Raw genomic sequence first — 17,816 nt, forward strand, 5'->3', positions numbered from 1 at the left:
GAGGGGGGTAAACCACAACGCCGAACCTCGTGGCTTACCCCCCTCCCTAACCCTCCCCCGCAAGGGGGGAGGGAATCCACTGAATGCGCGGCGACGTTTCTCGCGCACAACGAAGCTGAAGAACTACTCCTCCTCGCCGCCCCGCTCGTTGGCGGCCGCCACAGCTCTACGCGCCATCACGCCGACCAGATGCGCGCGATATTCCGCCGAGCCGTGGATGTCGGCATTCATGCCGTCGGCAGACAGCGCGACGCCTTCCAGAGATTTCGGCGCAAAGCGCTTCTTGAGCGCCTCTTCGAATTGCGGCACGCGGAACACGCCGTTCGCGCCTGCCCCCGTCGCCGCCACACGGATCTCCGAAGAGCGCTTCGACACGAACACGCCGACCAGCGCAAAGCCCGAGGCCGGGTGCTTGAACTTCATATAGGCCGCCTTCTTCACGATCGGGAACGTGATCTCGGTGATGATCTCGTCGGGCTCCAGCGCGGTCTCGAACATGCCCTTGAAGTAATCGTCGGCCGCGATCTTGCGCTTGTTGGTGACGATGGTGGCGCCCAGGCCGAGTACTGCGGCCGGATAATCCGCATTCGGATCGTTGTTGGCGACCGAGCCGCCGATGGTGCCGGCGCCGCGCACATGCGGATCGCCGATCGAGTCCGGGACGCTGGCGAGCGCGGGCATGACCTCGAGCAGCTCTTTCGAATTGGCGACGTCGCGATGCTTCGTCATCGCCTTGATGGTGACGGTGCGCGGCGTCACCTCGATGCCGGACAGGCCTTCGATCTTCGACAGATCGACCAGCACCTTCGGCGCGGCCAGCCGCTGCTTCATCACCGGGATCAGCGAATGGCCGCCGGCGAGTAGCTTGGCGTCCTCGTTGGCGAGCAGCGACACCGCCTGTTTTACGCTCGTCGGGCGCTCGATCTTGAATGCGTACATCGTCTTTTCCCCTTGAATATCAGGCGGCGCGAGCGGGCGCGGTTTGCTGCAGCGCGCGCCAGACCGCGGCCGGCGTCGCCGGCATGTCGATCTGTTCGGTGCCGATGGCGTTGGTGATGGCATTCATGACCGCGGCGGGAGCGGCAATCGCGCCGGCCTCGCCGCAACCCTTGATGCCGAGCGGATTGGACGGGCAGACAGTCTTGGTCATGCCGACCTCGAAGGTCGGAAAATTTTCGGCGCGCGGCATGGCGTAATCCATGAACGAACCTGACACGAGCTGCCCGTCGCTGTCATAGACGGCGTGTTCCAGCAGCGCTTGGCCGACCCCTTGCGCGATGCCGCCATGCACCTGGCCTTCCACGATCATCGGATTGATGATGGTGCCGAAATCGTCGACCGCGGTCCATTTGTCGATGGTCACCGCGCCGGTATCGGGATCGACCTCGAGCTCGCAGATGTGGCAGCCCGCCGGGAAGGTGAAGTTGGTCGGGTCGTAGAACGCGCTTTCCTTCAGCCCCGGCTCGATCTCAGCCGTCGGGAACTTGTGCCCGACATAGGCCTGCAGCGCGAGATCGCCGAACCCGATCGACTTGTCGGTGCCGGCAACGCTGAACTTGCCGTCCCTGAACTCGATATCGCCTTCGGCGGCTTCAAGGAGATGCGCGGCGATCTTCTTCGCCTTGGCCTCGACCTTGTCGAGCGCCTTGACGATCGCCGACATCCCGACCGCGCCGGAGCGCGAGCCATAGGTGCCCATGCCGAACTGCACCTTGTCGGTGTCGCCATGCACGATCGTGACATTGTCGATCGGGATGCCGAGCCGGTCCGAGACGAGCTGCGCGAAGGTGGTCTCGTGGCCCTGCCCATGCGCGTGGCTGCCGGTGAGGATTTCCACCGAGCCGGTCGGGTTCACCCGCACCTCGGCGGATTCCCACAGGCCCACGCCAGCGCCGAGCGAGCCGACCACGGCGGACGGCGCCACCCCGCAGGCCTCGATATAGGTGGAATAGCCGATGCCGCGCAGCTTGCCGCGCCTTGCGCTGTCGCGCTTGCGCTGCTTGAAGCCCTTGGCGTCATGGATCTCCATCGCCTTCGCCAGCGAGGCGTCGTAGTCGCCGGCATCATAAAGCGAGGCGACCACCGTCTGGTAGGGGAAGGTCCGCACGAAATTTTTCTTGCGCAGCTCCGCCGGATCGACACTGAGCTCGCGCGCGGAGACTTCCATCAGCCGCTCGACCACAAAGGTCGCCTCGGGGCGCCCTGCCCCGCGATAGGCATCCACCGGCACGGTGTTGGTGTAGACCGAGTCCACCTCGCAATAGATCGAGGGAATGTCGTACTGGCCGGACAGCAGCGTGGCGTAAAGATAGGTCGGCACCGCCGACGAGAAGGTCGACATATACGCGCCGAGATTGGCGATGGTCTTCACCCTCATCCCGACGATCTTGTTGTTTTCGTCGAAGCCGAGTTCGGCATGGGTGACGTGATCGCGGCCATGCGCGTCGGTGACGAAGGCTTCCGAACGGTCCGCCGTCCACTTCACCGGACGCGCGACCTTCTTCGAGGCCCACAGGCACACGACCTCTTCCGGATAGATGAAGATTTTCGAGCCGAAGCCGCCGCCCACATCCGGAGCGATCACCCGCAGCTTGTGCTCGGGCGCGACCCCGATGAAAGCCGAGATGACGAGCCGGGCGACATGCGGATTCTGGCTCGTGGTCCACAACGTGAAATTTTCATTGCCGGAATCGTATTCGGCGAGCGCCGAGCGCGGCTCGAGCGCGTTCGGCACCAGGCGGTTGTTGATGAAGTCGAGGCGCGTCACGTGCCTGGCCTTCTTCATCGCCGCATCGTTCGCGGCCGGATCGCCGATATGCCAGTTGTAGATGGTGTTGCCGGGTGCGACCTCGTGAATCTGCGGCACGCCCTTGCCTTGCGCCTGCGCCGGATCGATCACCGCCGGCAGCACTTCGAAATCGGTGACGACCTTCTCGGCGGCGTCCTTGGCCTGCGCCAGCGTCCCGGCAATCACCACCGCATAGGCATCGCCGACATGGCTCACCTTGCCGGCCGCGAGCGCCGGATGCGGCGCCATCTTCATCGGCGAGCCGTCTTTGGAATTGACCATCCATCCGCAGATCAGCGGCCCAAGCTTGTCGTTGGCGAAGTCCGCGCCGGTCCAGATCGCGATCACGCCCGGCATCGCCGATGCGGCTGACGTGTCGATGTTCTTCAGCCTTGCATGCGCGTGCGGCGAGCGGATGAAATGGGCGAAGACCTGATCGGGTCTCGCGTGATCGTCGGTGTAGTGGCCCTTGCCGGTAATGAAACGGTGGTCTTCCTTGCGGCGCACGGCGGCGCCAATTCCGGTGGCAGTCATGGCAGACTCCTTCCCGAATTGCCGAAAAGACGTGATCCTTATTTCTTCATCGCCTTATTTCGCCATGGCCTTGGCGCCGGCCGCGATCGCCTTCACGATGTTGTGGTAGCCGGTGCAGCGGCAGAGATTGCCGTCGAGTTCATGGCGGATGGTCTTGTCGTCGAGATCGTTGCCCTTGCGGTTCACCATATCGATCGCTGCCATGATCATGCCCGGCGTGCAGAAGCCGCATTGCAGGCCGTGATGTTCGCGGAAGGCTTCCTGCATCGGGTGCAGGGTCGCGCCGTTGGCGACGCCTTCGATGGTGGTGATTTTCGCCCCGTCGACCTGCCATGCGAAGGTGGTGCAGCTCTTGCGCGCCACGCCATCGACATGGACTACGCAGGCCCCGCATTGCGAGGTGTCGCAGCCGACATGGGTGCCGGTCAGGCGCAGATTTTCGCGCAGGAACTGGACGAGGAGCGTGCGTTCATCGACGTCGGCACTGGTCTGCTTGCCATTCACGGTCATCGTGACGGATGCCATGAGGTCCCTCCCTCGGCTTGAAATCGCAGTGTTTTTGGCACGAAACCGGCTCGCTGGCTCCCCTCGGAGCCGAAATCTTGCCGTTTTCAGCAGCTTGGAACAGGAACAAGTCTTAACAGGCCGCAAGCGGCGGTCAAGCGGCGGGTTGCGGACGGCACAAGCTGGGCAGGACCGCGGCAGCGCGCAGCAGACCGCAAGCACGTCATCGATCAGCCATCGACCGCGAGGATGGGCCCGAGGCGCTCTGCCTCTTCGCGCAAGTCGGAACTTGCGGACACGGCACCTCGATCATCGGACTTCGCGTTCTGTTCGGCCGGAAACGCATCATGGTCTTCGATGAACGTCGCAGGCCGATGCCGCGTCCTGCGGACCGAGAGGTCGAAAATATCAAAGCGGTTGTAATAACCGACGACGTCGTGGAACTGTTTGGGTTCAACGCAGGCATTGAGATCGATTTTCGCATAGACAATGCCCTCCTCGTTCTGCAGGGCGTCCGAAATCTGTTCACCGGTCGGGTCGACAAAGAACGATGCCGCCCGCGGCGTATCGTCCAGGATTTCGGCCACGGTCTCGTCGCGGCTCACGAAGAAATCCCGCATCGGCTTGTCCATGAAACCGGCGGTGACGATTCCGAATGCCTTGGCCTCAAACGAATGCGCGGCGGCGCGGATGCGATTGGCCGCAAGGTTGTTGAAATTGCCGCCGGTCTTCGGTCTGCGGGTCGGCCATAGGGCTGGCCATGTCGAGATATGGATCTGCTCTCCCTGTGCCATCAGGGAATAGCGGGCAAGCGGATTGGTGTTCTCGCCGCAGATCAGCGCGCCGATCGATCCGATCCTGGTGCTCGCGACCTTCAGGCCCTCGCCATCGCCCGATGCCCAGACAAGTTTCTCGTAATAGGTCGGGACCAGCTTGCGGTGATGCACGAGAATCCGGCCATCGTCCCCGACGATGATGTTCGAATTCCACAGCCCGCCGACACTGACCGGCGACCGTTCGCTGAATCCGATCGAGACAAATACACCGTGCCGCCTTGCCTCGGCCCGGATCGCCTCGATTTCGGGACCATCGACCAGGACGGATTCCTGAGCCATCCGGACAAAATACTCATGATTGTCGATCGGTGCCCAGATGGCAGCCCATACGGGGAACGCCGGAATGAAGCTCTCCGGAAACGCAATCAGTTCGGCTCCCGCCGTCGCCGCCTCCCTGATCAGGGCGACGGCCTTCCGGGTGGTCGCGGCCTTGTCGAGGAAAACCGGCGCAGCATGCACCGCCGCAGCAACGAAGGACGGAAAGGCGCTCATCGACCATGCTCCAGAATGTGTGTTAGGTTTCGTCACATGCAGCCAACAACGGGACGAATTCGCAAACCTGCAGGACGTCTGCAAATGCCCGTGAAAGGTCCGATGTCCGCATTCTCCACGCCATGAAAGCGACCCACACGATTGACTGGGACGACTTGCGGATATTCCTCGCCGTCGCAAGAACCGGAAGCATCTCACAAACAGCGCGCAGCCTTCGGCTCGATCATTCGACGGTAAGCCGCCGCATCTCGAAACTGGAAGTCTCGCTGGGCCATTCGCTGTTCGCGCGGGGGCGCGATGGCTTTCGTCTGAACGAGCTTGGCGAGCGGCTCCTGGCGAGAACCGAGGCCGTCGAGAGCGCCGTGATTTCGATCCACGCCGAGGTGGGCAGCAAATCCGATGCGCTTGCAACCGGCATCGTACGCGTCGCCACGATGGAAGGAATTGCTTCGCTGTATCTGGCCAGGCAATTGACCCATCTCCGTCGATCGGCGCCGAACCTCGTGATCGAACTCGTGACGTCTGCGCAGGTGATCCATGTGAACCGCCGCGAGGCCGACATTTTCCTCAGCTTCTTCAAGCCCTCCGGGCAGGGCCTCATTTCGGAAAAGATCGGTCATTTCCCGCTATATCTTTTTGCTTCGCCGGACTATCTGGCCGGGCATGGCACACCGCGTTCCGAGCGCGAATTGCGCGATCATGTCTTCGTCACCTACATTGAGGACCTTATTCAACTGGACGCCGTACGCTGGCTGTATGACGTCATTCGGGACTGCACGGTGGTCTTCCGGTCAAACAGCATGATTTCGCAAATGTCGGCTGCCGCCAGCGGTATGGGCATTGTGATGCTTCCCAGTTTTGCCGTGAACGATGAAACCTCGCTTGTGCGAGTGATGGGAGATACCCTCTCGACACGCCGGGAGATATGGCTGAGCATCCACGCAGACTTGCAGTTTGTGCCGCGGATCAAAACGGTCGTGACGTTCCTCAAACGCCGGATTGCCGAGGACATCGCGGCAGGCCGGCTCTAGTTCCCGCCAGGCTGCGGATTTCGGATATCGCATGCGGTTCAGGCCGCTTTGCCGGGCGGCTGATGCTGCAGGAGCCAGTTCGCGATCGAATCGATCACGCTGTCCATGCCGAAAATGAAATGGTCGCCTTTGGCGATGATTTCGAGCTTGCAGTCGGGGCCCGCGCGCCGCGCAAGCTCTTGCGCATCTTCGACCGGAACGACGTGATCGTCTTCTGCGTGGATGATGAAGAGCGGCCTCGGCGCAATCCTTGATACCGTCTCGAGCGGGTTCAACGACAGAAAGCCATCGACGGTGTCCGGCGAAAACTCCATCGGCGTGCCCTTGGGAAGATTCGACCGCAGGTTTTCCGGAATGAAAACGATTTCGAAGCGAGCGAGCTTCTCGCCCTTGGCCCTCGCCTGCGCGACCCGTTCGAGAAACGCCTTGAACTTGGCCTCGGTGTCATACTGAAGGCGAAAGGTCGTGTCGCCTTTCGCAATCGGACATCCGGCGACGCAGAACTTTATTCGCGGATCCTCGGGTGTCGCCATAATGGCGATCGAGCCGCCAAGACTGGATCCAATGATCCCGATCCGATCGGCGTCGATGTCCGGGCGGTTCGACAGATAGGTCACCGAATTCTTGAAGTCGCTCACCTGCTCGCGGGCCATGACGCGGCCGCGTTCGCCCCCACTTTGCCCATAGCCGCGGAAATCGATCGACAGGACCGCATAGCCCAAATCGGCCAGCCGCCGGGCCATTTTGGGATAGCGGGCGCCCGCGAAGCCGTGGCCCAGAACGATTCCGGGCAGTCGCCCTTTCGCGGTGTCACTCTTGTAGAACGTCGCGGCGAGCTGGATGCCGTCGGAATCGAATGTTACCTCTTCTTCCATCGTCTGCTCCATGGAGGGCTCGCGCCCCTTCCCCGCGCGCGTTCATTGAACCTTCGGAAGAACTTTCTTCCAGCGGTCCACCTCCGAGCCAACAAACTGCCTGACGTAATCCGTTTGCCGCTGATCCTTTGCGGACGTCGTGGTGCCGGTCTGCTCCAGTGCCGACCGGAGGTCCGGATTGTCGAGCGCGTCGCTGAGCGCCTTTTCGATCTGACCTCGGACTTTTTCATCGACGTTCTTCGGCAGGAACAGCGCATACCAGGCCACGACGTCGATATTCGAACCGGCGTCTTTTGCAGCCGGCGCAGGCAGCGTGCCGGAGGTCGGGTTCGAAAGCATCATGACCGGCTTCACGGCGCCACTTTCGATATGGGGACGTGCGGTGCTCACCGCGTCGCACATGAAGTCAACCTGCCCCGCGATCAGGTCCTGCAGCGCCGGCCCATTGCCTCGGTATCCGACCGGGGTCGCCTTGATGCCGAGATCGCTCAGCAGCATCGTGCATGCCAGGTGCGAAATCGAGCCGACGCCGCCATGGGAGAAGGTCAGCCGGTCGCCCTTGCTCTTCGCCAATTCGCGAAACGACGCCAGCGTGTTCTTGTCTTCGCTCTTCTTGACCAGCAGCACCATCGGCGTTGATCCGATCATCGCGACCGGCGTGAAGTCCTTTGCCGGGTCATAGGACAGGTTGTTGTACAAGGCCGGAGCGGCGCCATGTGTCCCGATGTGGCCAAGCAACATGGTGTAGCCGTCCGGCGGCGCGTTCATCACCCGCGCCGATCCGATCGTCCCGCCGGCGCCGGTGACGTTTTCGATGATGACGCGCTGACCCAGGGTCTTGCTCAGCGTCTCGCCCAGCTTTCGTCCGATCAGGTCCGCGGGTCCGCCGGCGGCGAAGGGCACCACCAGTGTGACAGGGCGCTCCGGAAACGCATGGGCGGGTCGGCCCATAACGAGCGCGAGCAAGGCCAAAAGCGTGATTCCAATCGTCGAATGGACCGAGTTAGACATGCGACCACCGTTCCTTCACGAGAAATCCCAGGCTCGGTCACTACCGCAGGATCGCATCGCGGATTCAAGCGTTGCGACGCCGCGGGCCTCGGGGATTTTTGCAAACGTCTTTGCACGAATGGGACAAGCGGCGGAGCATTTGTCGGGTTGAGCTGACCGTCGAAGCCGGTGACGGCCCGGCGGCCGTCGCGCCAGCGAGTCTGACGGGGCGTGCCGGCGCGTGCTCCAGCAGCATGGTTAACCCAAGGTGTCTGCCGCGCGATCGCCGCAATTCGTCCGCGGAAAACTCCAGATTTCAGCGTGCGATCGGTCCGCCGGTATCGGCGCACTGCGAGACCCGTTAGGGCGATGTTAGGCATCCCATCGTAGGTAATTTCAGGTTTACGGCATCGCCTTAAACCGACCGTATTGCGTAACGAGTAAGGCGTACATGAAATTCGCTCTCGCTTTTGCCGCGGCGGCGTTGATCGCAACTCCCGCCGCCGCCCAGTCTCCCGTCAAGCCGACGGCGCTTCTGTTCAACGGGCTCGCGCAATATCAGCCGGGCATCCTCACGCCGCTCGCGCCGCTCGCGAGCGACCTGCGTGCGCAGGGCTGGCGCGTCATCATCGATTCGCATCTCGGATTGTTCACCAGGAGCGAAGAACCGGTGCTGATCGTCGGACATTCAGCCGGTGGCGCGCGCGCCTACATGTTCGGCAAGAAGATGGTCGACGAGGCGAAATTCCACCCGACCATCATCACGCTCGATGCGGCAACCGTCTGGGGCGACGTCTATCGCTGCCCGGTCGAGAACTGCATCAACATCCACACCCTGACCTATCCGCGGATCCCGGGCTCCTACAACCTGCGCACCAGCAAGATCACCGACTCGATCGTGACCCATGTCACGGTCCCGCTGAACGGCGATATCCGCAAGGCGATCCTGCAGCAATCCGCCGACCTCCTGCGCGGCGGCTCGCATCTGACCACGCTGGTCTCGGCCTATAGTCCCGAGCCGCCGAACGCGGGACGCTCGCTGGCGGAAGCCTGGCGGCGCAATATCGGCCAGCCGCGGGATACCGTCCACTAGCGCCTGCTCCGGCACCGGGCACCCGCCTTGTGCCGATCAGTCCTTGTCCTGATCAACGGTGACCACCACGCTGCCGCGCTTGCGGCCGGTCTCGACGCGCGCATGCGCGTCGGCGATGCGCTCGAACGGGAAAACCTGATCAATGACCGGACGATAGGCTCCCGATTCGGCAAGGCCCGCCAGCACGGTCAGATGCTCCAGCCTTTCCTTCGCCGGTCCGGAAAAGACCCGCTTGCCGTCACGCTTTGCTCCGATGGCCTCCAGCATTTCATGCAGACCCGCCGCAAGCAGGAGCAGCCGCCCGTTCGGCTTCAGAAACGTCTCGTGCGTCCTGAACGATGCCACACCAACGGCATCGAAGATGACATCGTAGGTCTCGCCGCCGTTGCGATAGTCTTCGCACGTATAATCGATCACCCGGTCGGCGCCGATTGAACGCACAAGCTCAACATTGGCGGCGCTGCATATGCCGGTCACATGCGCGCCGAAATGCTTCGCCAACTGCACCGCCGCGCTGCCGAGCGTCCCCGACGCGCCGATGACCAGAAGATGCTCGCCCGTCTGCAGCTTCGCCCGGTCTCTGAGAAAATCGAGCGCGGTCGCCCCGCCGAAGCACAACGCCGCCGCTTCCTCGTAGGACAGCCGCGCGGGCTTCGCGACAATCCGGTCGCTCTCGCGCATCGTGCGATACTCAGCGTGGCATCCGTTCGGAAACGACGGATAGCCAATGACGGTCTCGCCGATCCTGAAGTTCGTCACGTCCTTGCCGACAGCCTCGATCTCGCCGGCAAGCTCGGTGCCAAGGATCGGATTGCGCGGCCGCGTGAAGCCGAACACCGCCCGGACCATGATGCCCATGCCACGTGGCACCGTCAGGGTTCGCACGCGCCAATCCCCTGACGACACCGTGGTCGCCCGGATGCGGATCAGGACTTCGTCGGGCTTCGGCTCAGGCTTGGCGATCTGTTCGATCCGCACGTTTTCGGGCGGACCGTATTCCCGGCACAGGGCTGCTTTCATCATCGCCATGACGATGCGCTCCGATCGTCACGCGCCGATGCCTGCGCTCAGCCCGCCTTAACCGCTTCCGCGAAGCGCGCGAAGAAATCGTCCGCCATCTTCTTGGCGGCGCCGTTGATCAGACGCTGGCCGAGCTGCGCCAGCTTGCCGCCGATCTGCGCCTCCACGTCGTATTTCAGCAGCGTACCGCCGCCCTCATGATCCGAGAGTTGCACACTGGCGCCGCCCTTGGCGAAGCCGGCAATGCCGCCGTCGCCCTGCCCCGATATCTTGTAACCGTTCGGCGGATCGATATCGGTCAGTTGCACCTTGCCCTTGAACTTGGCCTTGACCGGTCCGATCTTGTTCACCGCCACGGCCTCGAATTCGTTCTCGCCGATGACGTTCAGTTCCTCGCAGCCCGGAATGCAGGCCTTCAGCACGCTGGGATCGTTGAGCTTCGCCCAGACCACCTCGCGCTTCGCCTCGAGCGGAATCTCTCCGGTCATTGTCATTGCCATCGACGGTCATCTCCATTTCGAATTCAGGCTGCGGCCACGTAATCGTCGACCGGACGCTCGATCTTGCCGTCAACGATCGGCAGGCAGTCGGGCGGGAAATCCTGGCGGATGCGCCCGCCCGCGTCGGCCACCCTATCAAGAAAGCGCGGCAGATGCGCCATCGCACCGGTGGGCAAGTCGTGCAGCACCATCAGCGTCCAGTTCTGCGGCGTCGAAGGCTGCGCGCGGCAATGCGACAGCGCACGCTCGACCCAGCCCTCAGGATCCGCCCAGTCGCGCGGGATCGAATTCCACAAGACGCATGTATAGCCGCCGCGCTTGAGATATTCGACGACCGGTCCGGACATCAGCCGCCGGTCGAGATTGCCGCCGCCGCCGAACGGACGGAAATACCGGTGCGGATGAATGAGCCCCGCCATCGCCTCTTGCGTCCTGCCGATCTCGCGTTCGGCGACGTCCGGCCCCTGCTGCCGGCCGAGCGGGACCGAGTGGGTCCATGAATGATTGCCGATCCAGTGCCCTTCTGCATGCGCCCGTTCTGCAAGCCTTCGGCTTTCCGGCTGCACGAGCTTGCTGCCGATCACGAAGAACGCGCTTTTTATGCCGCGGCTGGCGAGTTCATCCAGCACGACGGGCGTCACCGCCGGCTCCGGTCCATTGTCGAAGGTGAGAGTGAGGTCGAACATTCCGGCGGTATCGCCGATTTTCATGCGGTGAAGCAAGTGCGTCGGAACTCGTGGCAACAAGTGTCGGGATGGTGAGGGCCGCAGTGCTGCGACCTGCCCTTGGCGTGCCTGCGTCCAGCGCCTAGTCTGCGGCCCCGACCGAGGCCGCTGCATGTCCAACCCCCTGCTCCCGTCCGCGCTCATGGCACCGCTGTTCTCCAGTGCGGCGATGCGCGAAATCCTGTCCGACCATGCGCGGCTCAACCGCATGCTGCGGGCCGAGGCGGCGCTCGCAACCGCCGAAGCGTCAGTCGGTGTGATCCCGGCGGGCGCAGCAAGGCCGATTGCCGATGCCTGCCAGGCGAAGCTTTACGACATCGGCGCGCTGGGCCTTGCCGCGGTCTCCGCCGGCAATCTGGCGATCCCGCTGGTGAAAGCGCTGACAGCCGAAGTTGCGAAAAAGGACGGTGATGCCGCGCGCTATGTGCATTGGGGCGCGACCAGCCAGGACATCATCGACACCGCGCTGGTGCTCGAATTGCGCGCGGTGATCGACGACCTCGTCACCGAACTCGGCCGCGCCATCCCGGCCTTCACCACCCTCGCCGAGAAGCATCGCCATACCCCCACCGTGGGCCGCACCTGGCTGCAGCAGGCGCTGCCGATGCCATTCGGGCTCAAGGTCGCCGGCTATGCGGCGGCGCTGACCCGCGCCCGCGCACGGCTGAAACAGGTGCGCAACGAGGCGCTGGTGCTGCAATTCGGCGGCGCCACCGGCACGCTCGCCGCGCTCGGCGATCGAGGACTCGAGGTATCCATTGCATTCGCCAAGGAGCTTGACCTGCCGCTGCCGGACGGCCCCTGGCATACCCATCGGGATCGGCTCGCCGAAGTCGCAAGCGCGCTTGCCATCCTCGCCGGCACCTGCGGCAAGATTGCGCGCGACGTCGCGCTCCTGATGCAGACCGAGGTGGGCGAGGCCTTCGAACCTGCCGGCGAAGGCCGCGGCGCCTCCTCCACCATGCCGCACAATCGCAACCCGGTCGCATCGGCGGCCGCGCTGGCCTGCGCCGCGATCGCGCCGCAGCTATGCGCCACCATCCTTGCCGCGCAGGTGCAGGAGCATGAGCGCGCCGCGGGCGCATGGGCGGCCGAATGGCCAACCTTCCCGGCGCTCGCGCTGGTCACCTCAGGCGCTCTCAATGCCGTGGTGGACATCGCCGAGGGGCTCGATGTCGATGTTGAGCGCATGCGCGAGAATCTCGACGCCACCGGCGGGCAGATCATGGCCGAGGCGGTCGCCTTCAAGCTGGCCGAGCGCATCGGCAAGTCGGACGCGCACAAGCTCGTGGAAGAGGCGAGCAAGCGCGCCCATGCGGACCATGTCTCGCTGAAAGATGCGCTGGCCGCGGACGCGAAAGTCACGGCGGTGATACCCGCAGGCGAACTGGCAAGACTGTTTGACCCGATGAGCTATCAGGGCGTCGCGCAGCAATTCATCGACCGGCTTGTGGCGACCGCCAAGGCGGGACGGTGAACGCGACACAAACCGGCATATGTCCTTCTTCACCTCCCCCTGAAAGGGGGAGGTCGCTCGCCGAAGCGAAAGCTGCGGCGAGCGGGTGGAGGTCAATTTTCAATCAGTGCTAGACCCCCTCCCCAACCCTCCCCCTTTCAGGGGGAGGGAGTCGGAGAGAGCGTCGAAGAAACACCGGAGGAATTCCCGAATGCCCGTTATCGACTCTCACGGCTGCCCCCTCGACGTGGAGATCACCGGCCCAACCGAGGCGCCGGTGCTGATGCTGTCGTCCTCGCTCGGCACCACCAAGCACATGTGGGACCCGCAGATGGACGCCTTCAATGCGAAATATCGCGTGGTGCGCTATGATCGCCGCGGTCACGGCAAGTCGGGCGTGCCGAAAGGTCCCTACGACATGGAGATGCTGGGGCGTGATGCAATCGCAATCATGGACGGGCTCAAGCTCGACAAGATCAACTGGCTCGGCCTGTCGATGGGCGGCATGGAAGGCATGTGGCTCGGCGCCCATGCCGGCAACCGGATCGACAAGCTGATCCTGTCGAACACCTCGGCCCATTATGCCGACAAAAGCATGTGGCACGCCCGCATGAATGCGGTCGGCAAGGCCGGCTCGGTCGCTTCGATCGCCGACATGGTGATCAATGCCTGGCTCACAAAGGATTTCCAGACCGCGCAGCCGGGCACGGCCGCACGGATGAAGGAGATGATGATCGCAACCCCGGTCGATGGCTATCTCGGCTGCTGCGCGGCGGTGCGCGACATGGATCACCGCGAAATCCTCAAGAACATCAGGGTTCCGACCCTGATCATCGCCGGCAGCAAGGACCCCGCGACCAATATCGCGGCTGCTGAATTGATCCGCGACGCCATCCCGGGTTCGAAGCTCGCGATTGTCGAAGCCGCGCATATCGCCAATGTCGAGATACCGGACGAGTATGCGCGCGTGGTGCTCGATTTCCTCGGTTCGAAGTAACGGAAAGCCGCCATGGACGACAAAGACCGCTACGACACGGGCATGGCGCGCCGCCGCCAGGTCCTCGGCAATGCCTGGGTCGACAAGGCCAATGCCGGCAAGACGCCGTTCAATTCCGAGTTCCAGGATTTCATCACCCGCTACGCCTGGGGCGAGGTCTGGACCCGGCCGCATTACGACGAGCGCACGCGCCGCGTGCTCGTCATCGGCACCATGCTGGCCCTCGACAAATGGGCGGAGTTTCGCATGCATGTCCGCGCGGCTCTGGTCGAGGGCGGCTTCACGCCGGACGACATCAAGGAAATCATCATGCAGCAGGCGATCTATTGCGGGGTGCCTGCCGCCAACCATGCCTTCAAGGAAGCCGCCGAGGTGATGACCGAGGTCGGCAAGGCCTGAGGGCCATTTGCGGCTGCCCGCATCGCAAGCGTGCTATCTCAGACGCAAGGCAAACCAGTCTCCGGACGGCCGTTCGGCCGGGACCGTTTCCGTCACCATGCCGGCGTCATCCCGCAGGCTGTGCCAGCGCACCGGCGCCGCGTCGTGCCGGATTGCCGGTGAGACGATCCAGGCCCGGGCGCGTCGCCTGCGCGCCGCAAACCGCAACCACAGCCGCTCGAAAAAGCCGGCGCGGCGCAAATCGGTTTCCGGAAGCCGCTCGATCATGGAAAGGGTGGCGGCAAGGCCGACCAGCCACAGCGGCAGCCGTTCCTGTATCAGAATTTCGGGCGCGCCCTTGAGAACCGCCGGCGTCGCCACCGCGAGGGTTGCGATCACCACCAGGATCAGTCCGGCGTCGAGCATTTCATGGGAGACGCGCCCGCCGCGCCATGCGCCGATCCGGCTTGCCAGATGCAGCGCGAAAATCACGGTAATCGTCAGATAGACCGCGCCAAGAAAGGCCGCGACATTGAACAGCCCGTCCCCGCTCAATCCCGCAACGCCGCCAATCCCGTAGACGACATCGGCGAAGGCAATCCGTTCAAGGCCATAGATCGGCGAGGTGAGGACGCGGAATGCCTCGAAGCCGAACACCATCGCAAGATCGAGCGCGATAATGGCGTTCAGCACCGGAATGGTCTTCGGCAGCCATCGCATATCTGGACCTCCTGCCCCTTCTGGCCTCGGGGGATTTCGCAAGGCCGCAGTCTGCCCGTTAAACTTGCGGCTTCAATCGAAACGCTTCGTTTAGGTTAAGGCCCGGCGGTAGCGCGTTGCCATCCTTCTCCGGCGGACTCAGTCTGCCGGCACGGCCTTTGGCGTGGGTTCGCGGGAACGGCGCAACAACCGCAGGTGTGTTGACGACGCAGGTATCGTGCAGCTTGTCAGCGCAATTGCTGTGCGCGGAAATCCTGCGGGCTCATGGCCGTCTGCTTTCGGAAGAAGCGCGCGAAATGCGACGGGTCGGCAAAGCCCAGCTCATAGGCGATTTCGTGAATCGGCCGACCCGTAAAGACCAGCTCGCGCTTCGCTTCTGTCAGCACACGCTGCCGGATCAGGTGACCCGCGGTGACCCCCGCGGCGCGCTTGACGTGATCGTTCAGACGATCCGCGGTCATCGCCAGCGCGGACGCGTAGAAGCCGATCTGGCGCTCCTTCCGGAAATTGTCCTCGACCAGCCGCTTCAGCGTATCGACCGTCGTATCGGCGGGCGCAAGCGTGACCGCACCGGTTCGTGCCCGGCTTACCGATTGGCGCCCGACCTCGATGGCAATCAGCGCGAGCAGCGCGCGCATTGCCAGCCGGTGACCGTCGCGCGCCAGGAACATTTCCTGATGCAGGTCCTCGCACAGCTTCGACAGGCGGCGTTCGCCGTGCGATGCATTGAGTGCGATAACCGGCTCCGCCGCCATCGCCCTGAGCTTGGCAATCGCCTCGCCGGAACGCTCCCCGAGCATCGAGGCGACATCCTCGCTGAAGCTCATCACGTAGCCGTCGGTCACACTCGCATGGAACCGGAATCCATGGGCCACATTGGGTGCAACGATGATCGCGCAAGGCGCCGAAAACGGCTTGATCGACGCCTCGAAGATCATCTCACCGCCGCCGCGCTCGACGATGAGGATTTGAAACAAATTGCGATGACGATGGGCGCGGATCAGCCAGTCATGCAGTGACGAGCGCGACGCGATGGTTTCGACATGCACGAAGTCGAAAGCCTGATCGTCCGGCGGATCGCCGTAGAGATGGAACAGAGGGAGCCCGGCGCTCATAGGAAAAGATTAGACCCGTTCCATTTGCCCGCCAACCACCCCTGGCCCAAATCGAAACGAAAACCCCGCCTCGCGGCGGGGCCTTCGCTTGCTTTCGATCGTGTTGCGATGCAGCGAGCGCTAACGGCCCTGCTGCTGACCGGGCTTTTGTTGCCCGCCATGCTGACCGCCCTGACCCGGATTCTGGGTCTGCTGGCCGGGCTTGTGCTGCCCGCCCTGGCCGCCCTGCTGGCCGCCCTGATTCGGATTGTTCTGCTGCTGCTGGCCCTGGTTGCGTTCGTTAGCCATTTGGAGGCTCCTGGTTGACCCCTGCCCTGCAACCCAACGCCGCGCACATGTCCGGCGTTCCGCATGCCCCGACACGAAGGTTTGACGGACTTCCCCAGCAAATCGGGGATTTCGCCACAATGGCATGGCAGCACCCCGCCCCGCTCCGCCCGGGATCGGCCGCGCCGGCGCAACCTGCACGCCGCGCCCGCGCGTCGCGTTGCCGCGCCTCACCCTCGCTGCTAAGAGTTCAAGAGTCATTCGGACGACGCGCTTCGTCCGATCGGCGGGCCGGGTACGACACTCTGGGGGAAGGGCGCGTCGACATGGAAGTCTTCGTCCAACAACTGATCAACGGCATCACGCTGGGATCGATCTACGGGCTGATCGCAATCGGTTACACGATGGTGTTCGGCATCATCGGCATGGTGAACTTCGCCCATGGCGATGTCTTCATGGTGTCGGCCTTCGTCGCCTTGATCACCGTGCTCGTGCTCTCGACCATCCTCGGCATCTCGTCGATCTTTCTGACGCTGTTCATCGTACTGATCGTGGCGATGCTGATCACATCGCTCCTGAGCTGGGCGATCGAGCGCGTGGCCTACCGGCCCTTGCGCGGCTCGTTCCGGCTGGCACCGCTGATCTCGGCGATCGGCATGTCGATCTTCCTGATGAATTTCGTGCAGGTGGCGCAGGGCCCGCGCAACAAGTCGATCCCGCCGATGGTCACCGATGTGTTCGTGCTGATGGATCGCGGCAATTACACCGTCACCCTGTCCTACCGGCAATTGATCATCTGGGGCGTGACGGCCATCCTGCTCGCCGCCTTCTGGTATCTCGTGGCCAAGACCCCGCTCGGACGCGCACAGCGCGCCACCGAACAGGATCCGAAAATGGCCGCCCTGCTCGGCGTCGACGTCGACCGCACCATTTCGCTGACCTTCGTGATCGGCGCCGCGCTCGCGGCGGTCGCCGGTACGATGTATCTGATGTATTATGGCGTGGTCAGCTTCGCGGATGGCTTCGTGCCGGGGATCAAGGCTTTCACCGCGGCGGTTCTCGGCGGCATTGGCTCGCTGCCCGGCGCCGTGATCGGCGGCCTCCTGATCGGGCTGATCGAGACCTTCTGGTCGGCCTATTTCTCGATCGACTACAAGGATGTCGCGGCGTTCTCGATCCTCGCCATCGTGCTGATCTTCCTGCCGCAGGGCCTGCTCGGCCGGCCCGAGGTCGAGAAGGTCTGACATGCCGGAACCGGTGCAGGCGCGCGTCGACGTACAGCGCGCGATCCGCGATGCTGCAATTGCCGGGCTGGTGGCGTTCGGCATTCTGCTGCCGCTGATCGGCCTGCAGACCACGGTCAATATCCGCAACGAGCTGATCCTCAATCCGCGGCCCCTGCTGCTTGCGGTGATGGTCGCGGTCGTGATCGCCATCAGCCTGCTGATGTCGCTCGTGGTGCATCCGCTCGTCGCGCGGCGCGCCGCGACGCGCA

At 63.5% G+C, this 17,816-nt stretch carries 19 protein-coding genes; 7 read left to right on the forward strand and 12 right to left on the reverse strand.

Annotation, left to right across the window (positions count from 1 at the left end; translation table 11 throughout):
- Positions 1-123: 123 nt before the first annotated feature.
- The 4 genes from AB7F49_RS22595 to AB7F49_RS22610 form a co-directional block, all read right to left on the reverse strand.
- A complete protein-coding gene (locus AB7F49_RS22595; RefSeq protein WP_428526521.1) occupies positions 124-939 on the reverse strand; it encodes an FAD binding domain-containing protein in 816 nt (271 codons plus the stop codon).
- Between the two features lie 19 nt (positions 940-958).
- Positions 959-3,322 carry a xanthine dehydrogenase family protein molybdopterin-binding subunit gene (locus AB7F49_RS22600; protein ID WP_428526523.1) on the reverse strand — a complete coding sequence of 788 codons (2,364 nt, stop codon included), beginning with the start codon at positions 3,320-3,322 and terminating at the stop codon, positions 959-961.
- A gap of 54 nt (positions 3,323-3,376) precedes the next feature.
- Positions 3,377-3,847 carry a (2Fe-2S)-binding protein gene (locus tag AB7F49_RS22605; protein WP_428526525.1) on the reverse strand — a complete coding sequence of 157 codons (471 nt, stop codon included), beginning with the start codon at positions 3,845-3,847 and terminating at the stop codon, positions 3,377-3,379.
- Positions 3,848-4,056: 209 nt separating this feature from the next.
- On the reverse strand, positions 4,057-5,154 hold the full coding sequence (locus AB7F49_RS22610) for a carbon-nitrogen hydrolase family protein (RefSeq protein WP_428526526.1): 1,098 nt from the start codon (positions 5,152-5,154) through the stop codon (positions 4,057-4,059).
- 122 nt (positions 5,155-5,276) lie between these two features.
- Between AB7F49_RS22610 and AB7F49_RS22615 the strand changes: the two genes are divergently transcribed.
- Positions 5,277-6,185, forward strand: a complete 909-nt coding sequence (locus AB7F49_RS22615) for a LysR family transcriptional regulator (protein WP_428526528.1) — start codon at positions 5,277-5,279, stop codon at positions 6,183-6,185.
- 38 nt (positions 6,186-6,223) lie between these two features.
- Here the strand turns inward: AB7F49_RS22615 and AB7F49_RS22620 are convergent, their stop codons facing one another.
- Complete coding sequence (locus AB7F49_RS22620; protein WP_428526530.1) at positions 6,224-7,060, reverse strand: alpha/beta hydrolase; 837 nt, start codon at positions 7,058-7,060, stop codon at positions 6,224-6,226.
- Between the two features lie 42 nt (positions 7,061-7,102).
- Positions 7,103-8,071 carry a Bug family tripartite tricarboxylate transporter substrate binding protein gene (locus tag AB7F49_RS22625; protein WP_428526531.1) on the reverse strand — a complete coding sequence of 323 codons (969 nt, stop codon included), beginning with the start codon at positions 8,069-8,071 and terminating at the stop codon, positions 7,103-7,105.
- Between the two features lie 430 nt (positions 8,072-8,501).
- Between AB7F49_RS22625 and AB7F49_RS22630 the strand changes: the two genes are divergently transcribed.
- The gene (locus tag AB7F49_RS22630) at positions 8,502-9,143 is read left to right on the forward strand and encodes a hypothetical protein (RefSeq protein WP_428526533.1); all 642 of its coding nucleotides are present in this window, start codon (positions 8,502-8,504) and stop codon (positions 9,141-9,143) included.
- 36 nt (positions 9,144-9,179) lie between these two features.
- On the opposite strand, the gene AB7F49_RS22635 is transcribed toward AB7F49_RS22630, so the two are convergent.
- From AB7F49_RS22635 to AB7F49_RS22645, 3 genes are read right to left on the reverse strand one after another with little or no spacing between them, the layout of a single operon-like run.
- A complete protein-coding gene (locus AB7F49_RS22635) occupies positions 9,180-10,172 on the reverse strand; it encodes an NAD(P)-dependent alcohol dehydrogenase (protein WP_428526535.1) in 993 nt (330 codons plus the stop codon).
- A gap of 38 nt (positions 10,173-10,210) precedes the next feature.
- Entirely contained in the window at positions 10,211-10,663 is a 453-nt protein-coding gene (locus AB7F49_RS22640; RefSeq protein WP_428526537.1) for an SRPBCC family protein, read from the reverse strand.
- Positions 10,664-10,686: 23 nt separating this feature from the next.
- On the reverse strand, positions 10,687-11,349 hold the full coding sequence (locus AB7F49_RS22645) for a polysaccharide deacetylase family protein (RefSeq protein ID WP_428526539.1): 663 nt from the start codon (positions 11,347-11,349) through the stop codon (positions 10,687-10,689).
- 151 nt (positions 11,350-11,500) lie between these two features.
- Here AB7F49_RS22645 and AB7F49_RS22650 point away from each other — a divergent pair, with 151 nt between their 5' ends.
- From AB7F49_RS22650 to AB7F49_RS22660, 3 genes are all read left to right on the forward strand, one after another.
- Entirely contained in the window at positions 11,501-12,865 is a 1,365-nt protein-coding gene (locus AB7F49_RS22650; RefSeq protein WP_428526541.1) for a 3-carboxy-cis,cis-muconate cycloisomerase, read from the forward strand.
- Between the two features lie 190 nt (positions 12,866-13,055).
- Complete coding sequence (pcaD, locus tag AB7F49_RS22655; protein ID WP_428526543.1) at positions 13,056-13,841, forward strand: 3-oxoadipate enol-lactonase; 786 nt, start codon at positions 13,056-13,058, stop codon at positions 13,839-13,841.
- Positions 13,842-13,853: 12 nt separating this feature from the next.
- Positions 13,854-14,240 carry a carboxymuconolactone decarboxylase family protein gene (locus AB7F49_RS22660; protein ID WP_428526544.1) on the forward strand — a complete coding sequence of 129 codons (387 nt, stop codon included), beginning with the start codon at positions 13,854-13,856 and terminating at the stop codon, positions 14,238-14,240.
- A 33-nt stretch (positions 14,241-14,273) separates the two neighbouring features.
- Here AB7F49_RS22660 and AB7F49_RS22665 read toward each other — a convergent pair whose 3' ends face one another.
- The 3 genes from AB7F49_RS22665 to AB7F49_RS22675 all read right to left on the reverse strand — a co-directional run bounded on the left by AB7F49_RS22665 (position 14,274) and on the right by AB7F49_RS22675 (position 16,342).
- Complete coding sequence (locus AB7F49_RS22665) at positions 14,274-14,939, reverse strand: hypothetical protein (protein WP_428526546.1); 666 nt, start codon at positions 14,937-14,939, stop codon at positions 14,274-14,276.
- 227 nt (positions 14,940-15,166) lie between these two features.
- Positions 15,167-16,054, reverse strand: coding sequence for a helix-turn-helix domain-containing protein (locus AB7F49_RS22670; RefSeq protein ID WP_428526548.1), 888 nt, complete (start codon positions 16,052-16,054; stop codon positions 15,167-15,169).
- Positions 16,055-16,174: 120 nt separating this feature from the next.
- Positions 16,175-16,342: a hypothetical protein gene (locus AB7F49_RS22675; protein ID WP_428526550.1), complete on the reverse strand. Its 168-nt coding sequence runs from the start codon at positions 16,340-16,342 to the stop codon at positions 16,175-16,177.
- 305 nt (positions 16,343-16,647) lie between these two features.
- Between AB7F49_RS22675 and AB7F49_RS22680 the strand changes: the two genes are divergently transcribed.
- Both AB7F49_RS22680 and AB7F49_RS22685 read left to right on the forward strand, forming a co-directional pair.
- Positions 16,648-17,565, forward strand: a complete 918-nt coding sequence (locus AB7F49_RS22680) for an ABC transporter permease subunit (RefSeq protein WP_428526552.1) — start codon at positions 16,648-16,650, stop codon at positions 17,563-17,565.
- Between the two features lies 1 nt (position 17,566).
- Positions 17,567-17,816: DUF3382 domain-containing protein (locus tag AB7F49_RS22685; RefSeq protein WP_428526554.1), on the forward strand; the 250-nt coding region annotated here is incomplete at its 3' end.

The organism is Pseudorhodoplanes sp. (genome assembly GCF_050250235.1).
GTDB lineage: Bacteria > Pseudomonadota > Alphaproteobacteria > Rhizobiales > Xanthobacteraceae > Pseudorhodoplanes.

Bases quoted from the DNA above. Each gene is read 5' to 3' on its own strand.
- AB7F49_RS22595 (WP_428526521.1), bottom strand. From the start codon at position 939: ATGTACGCATTCAAGATCGAGCGCCCGACGAGCGTAAAACAGGCGGTG.
- AB7F49_RS22600 (WP_428526523.1), bottom strand. From the start codon at position 3,322: ATGACTGCCACCGGAATTGGCGCCGCCGTGCGCCGCAAGGAAGACCAC.
- AB7F49_RS22605 (WP_428526525.1), bottom strand. From the start codon at position 3,847: ATGGCATCCGTCACGATGACCGTGAATGGCAAGCAGACCAGTGCCGAC.
- AB7F49_RS22610 (WP_428526526.1), bottom strand. From the start codon at position 5,154: ATGAGCGCCTTTCCGTCCTTCGTTGCTGCGGCGGTGCATGCTGCGCCG.
- AB7F49_RS22615 (WP_428526528.1), top strand. From the start codon at position 5,277: ATGAAAGCGACCCACACGATTGACTGGGACGACTTGCGGATATTCCTC.
- AB7F49_RS22620 (WP_428526530.1), bottom strand. From the start codon at position 7,060: ATGGAAGAAGAGGTAACATTCGATTCCGACGGCATCCAGCTCGCCGCG.
- AB7F49_RS22625 (WP_428526531.1), bottom strand. From the start codon at position 8,071: ATGTCTAACTCGGTCCATTCGACGATTGGAATCACGCTTTTGGCCTTG.
- AB7F49_RS22630 (WP_428526533.1), top strand. From the start codon at position 8,502: ATGAAATTCGCTCTCGCTTTTGCCGCGGCGGCGTTGATCGCAACTCCC.
- AB7F49_RS22635 (WP_428526535.1), bottom strand. From the start codon at position 10,172: ATGGCGATGATGAAAGCAGCCCTGTGCCGGGAATACGGTCCGCCCGAA.
- AB7F49_RS22640 (WP_428526537.1), bottom strand. From the start codon at position 10,663: ATGGCAATGACAATGACCGGAGAGATTCCGCTCGAGGCGAAGCGCGAG.
- AB7F49_RS22645 (WP_428526539.1), bottom strand. From the start codon at position 11,349: ATGTTCGACCTCACTCTCACCTTCGACAATGGACCGGAGCCGGCGGTG.
- AB7F49_RS22650 (WP_428526541.1), top strand. From the start codon at position 11,501: ATGTCCAACCCCCTGCTCCCGTCCGCGCTCATGGCACCGCTGTTCTCC.
- pcaD (WP_428526543.1), top strand. From the start codon at position 13,056: ATGCCCGTTATCGACTCTCACGGCTGCCCCCTCGACGTGGAGATCACC.
- AB7F49_RS22660 (WP_428526544.1), top strand. From the start codon at position 13,854: ATGGACGACAAAGACCGCTACGACACGGGCATGGCGCGCCGCCGCCAG.
- AB7F49_RS22665 (WP_428526546.1), bottom strand. From the start codon at position 14,939: ATGCGATGGCTGCCGAAGACCATTCCGGTGCTGAACGCCATTATCGCG.
- AB7F49_RS22670 (WP_428526548.1), bottom strand. From the start codon at position 16,054: ATGAGCGCCGGGCTCCCTCTGTTCCATCTCTACGGCGATCCGCCGGAC.
- AB7F49_RS22675 (WP_428526550.1), bottom strand. From the start codon at position 16,342: ATGGCTAACGAACGCAACCAGGGCCAGCAGCAGCAGAACAATCCGAAT.
- AB7F49_RS22680 (WP_428526552.1), top strand. From the start codon at position 16,648: ATGGAAGTCTTCGTCCAACAACTGATCAACGGCATCACGCTGGGATCG.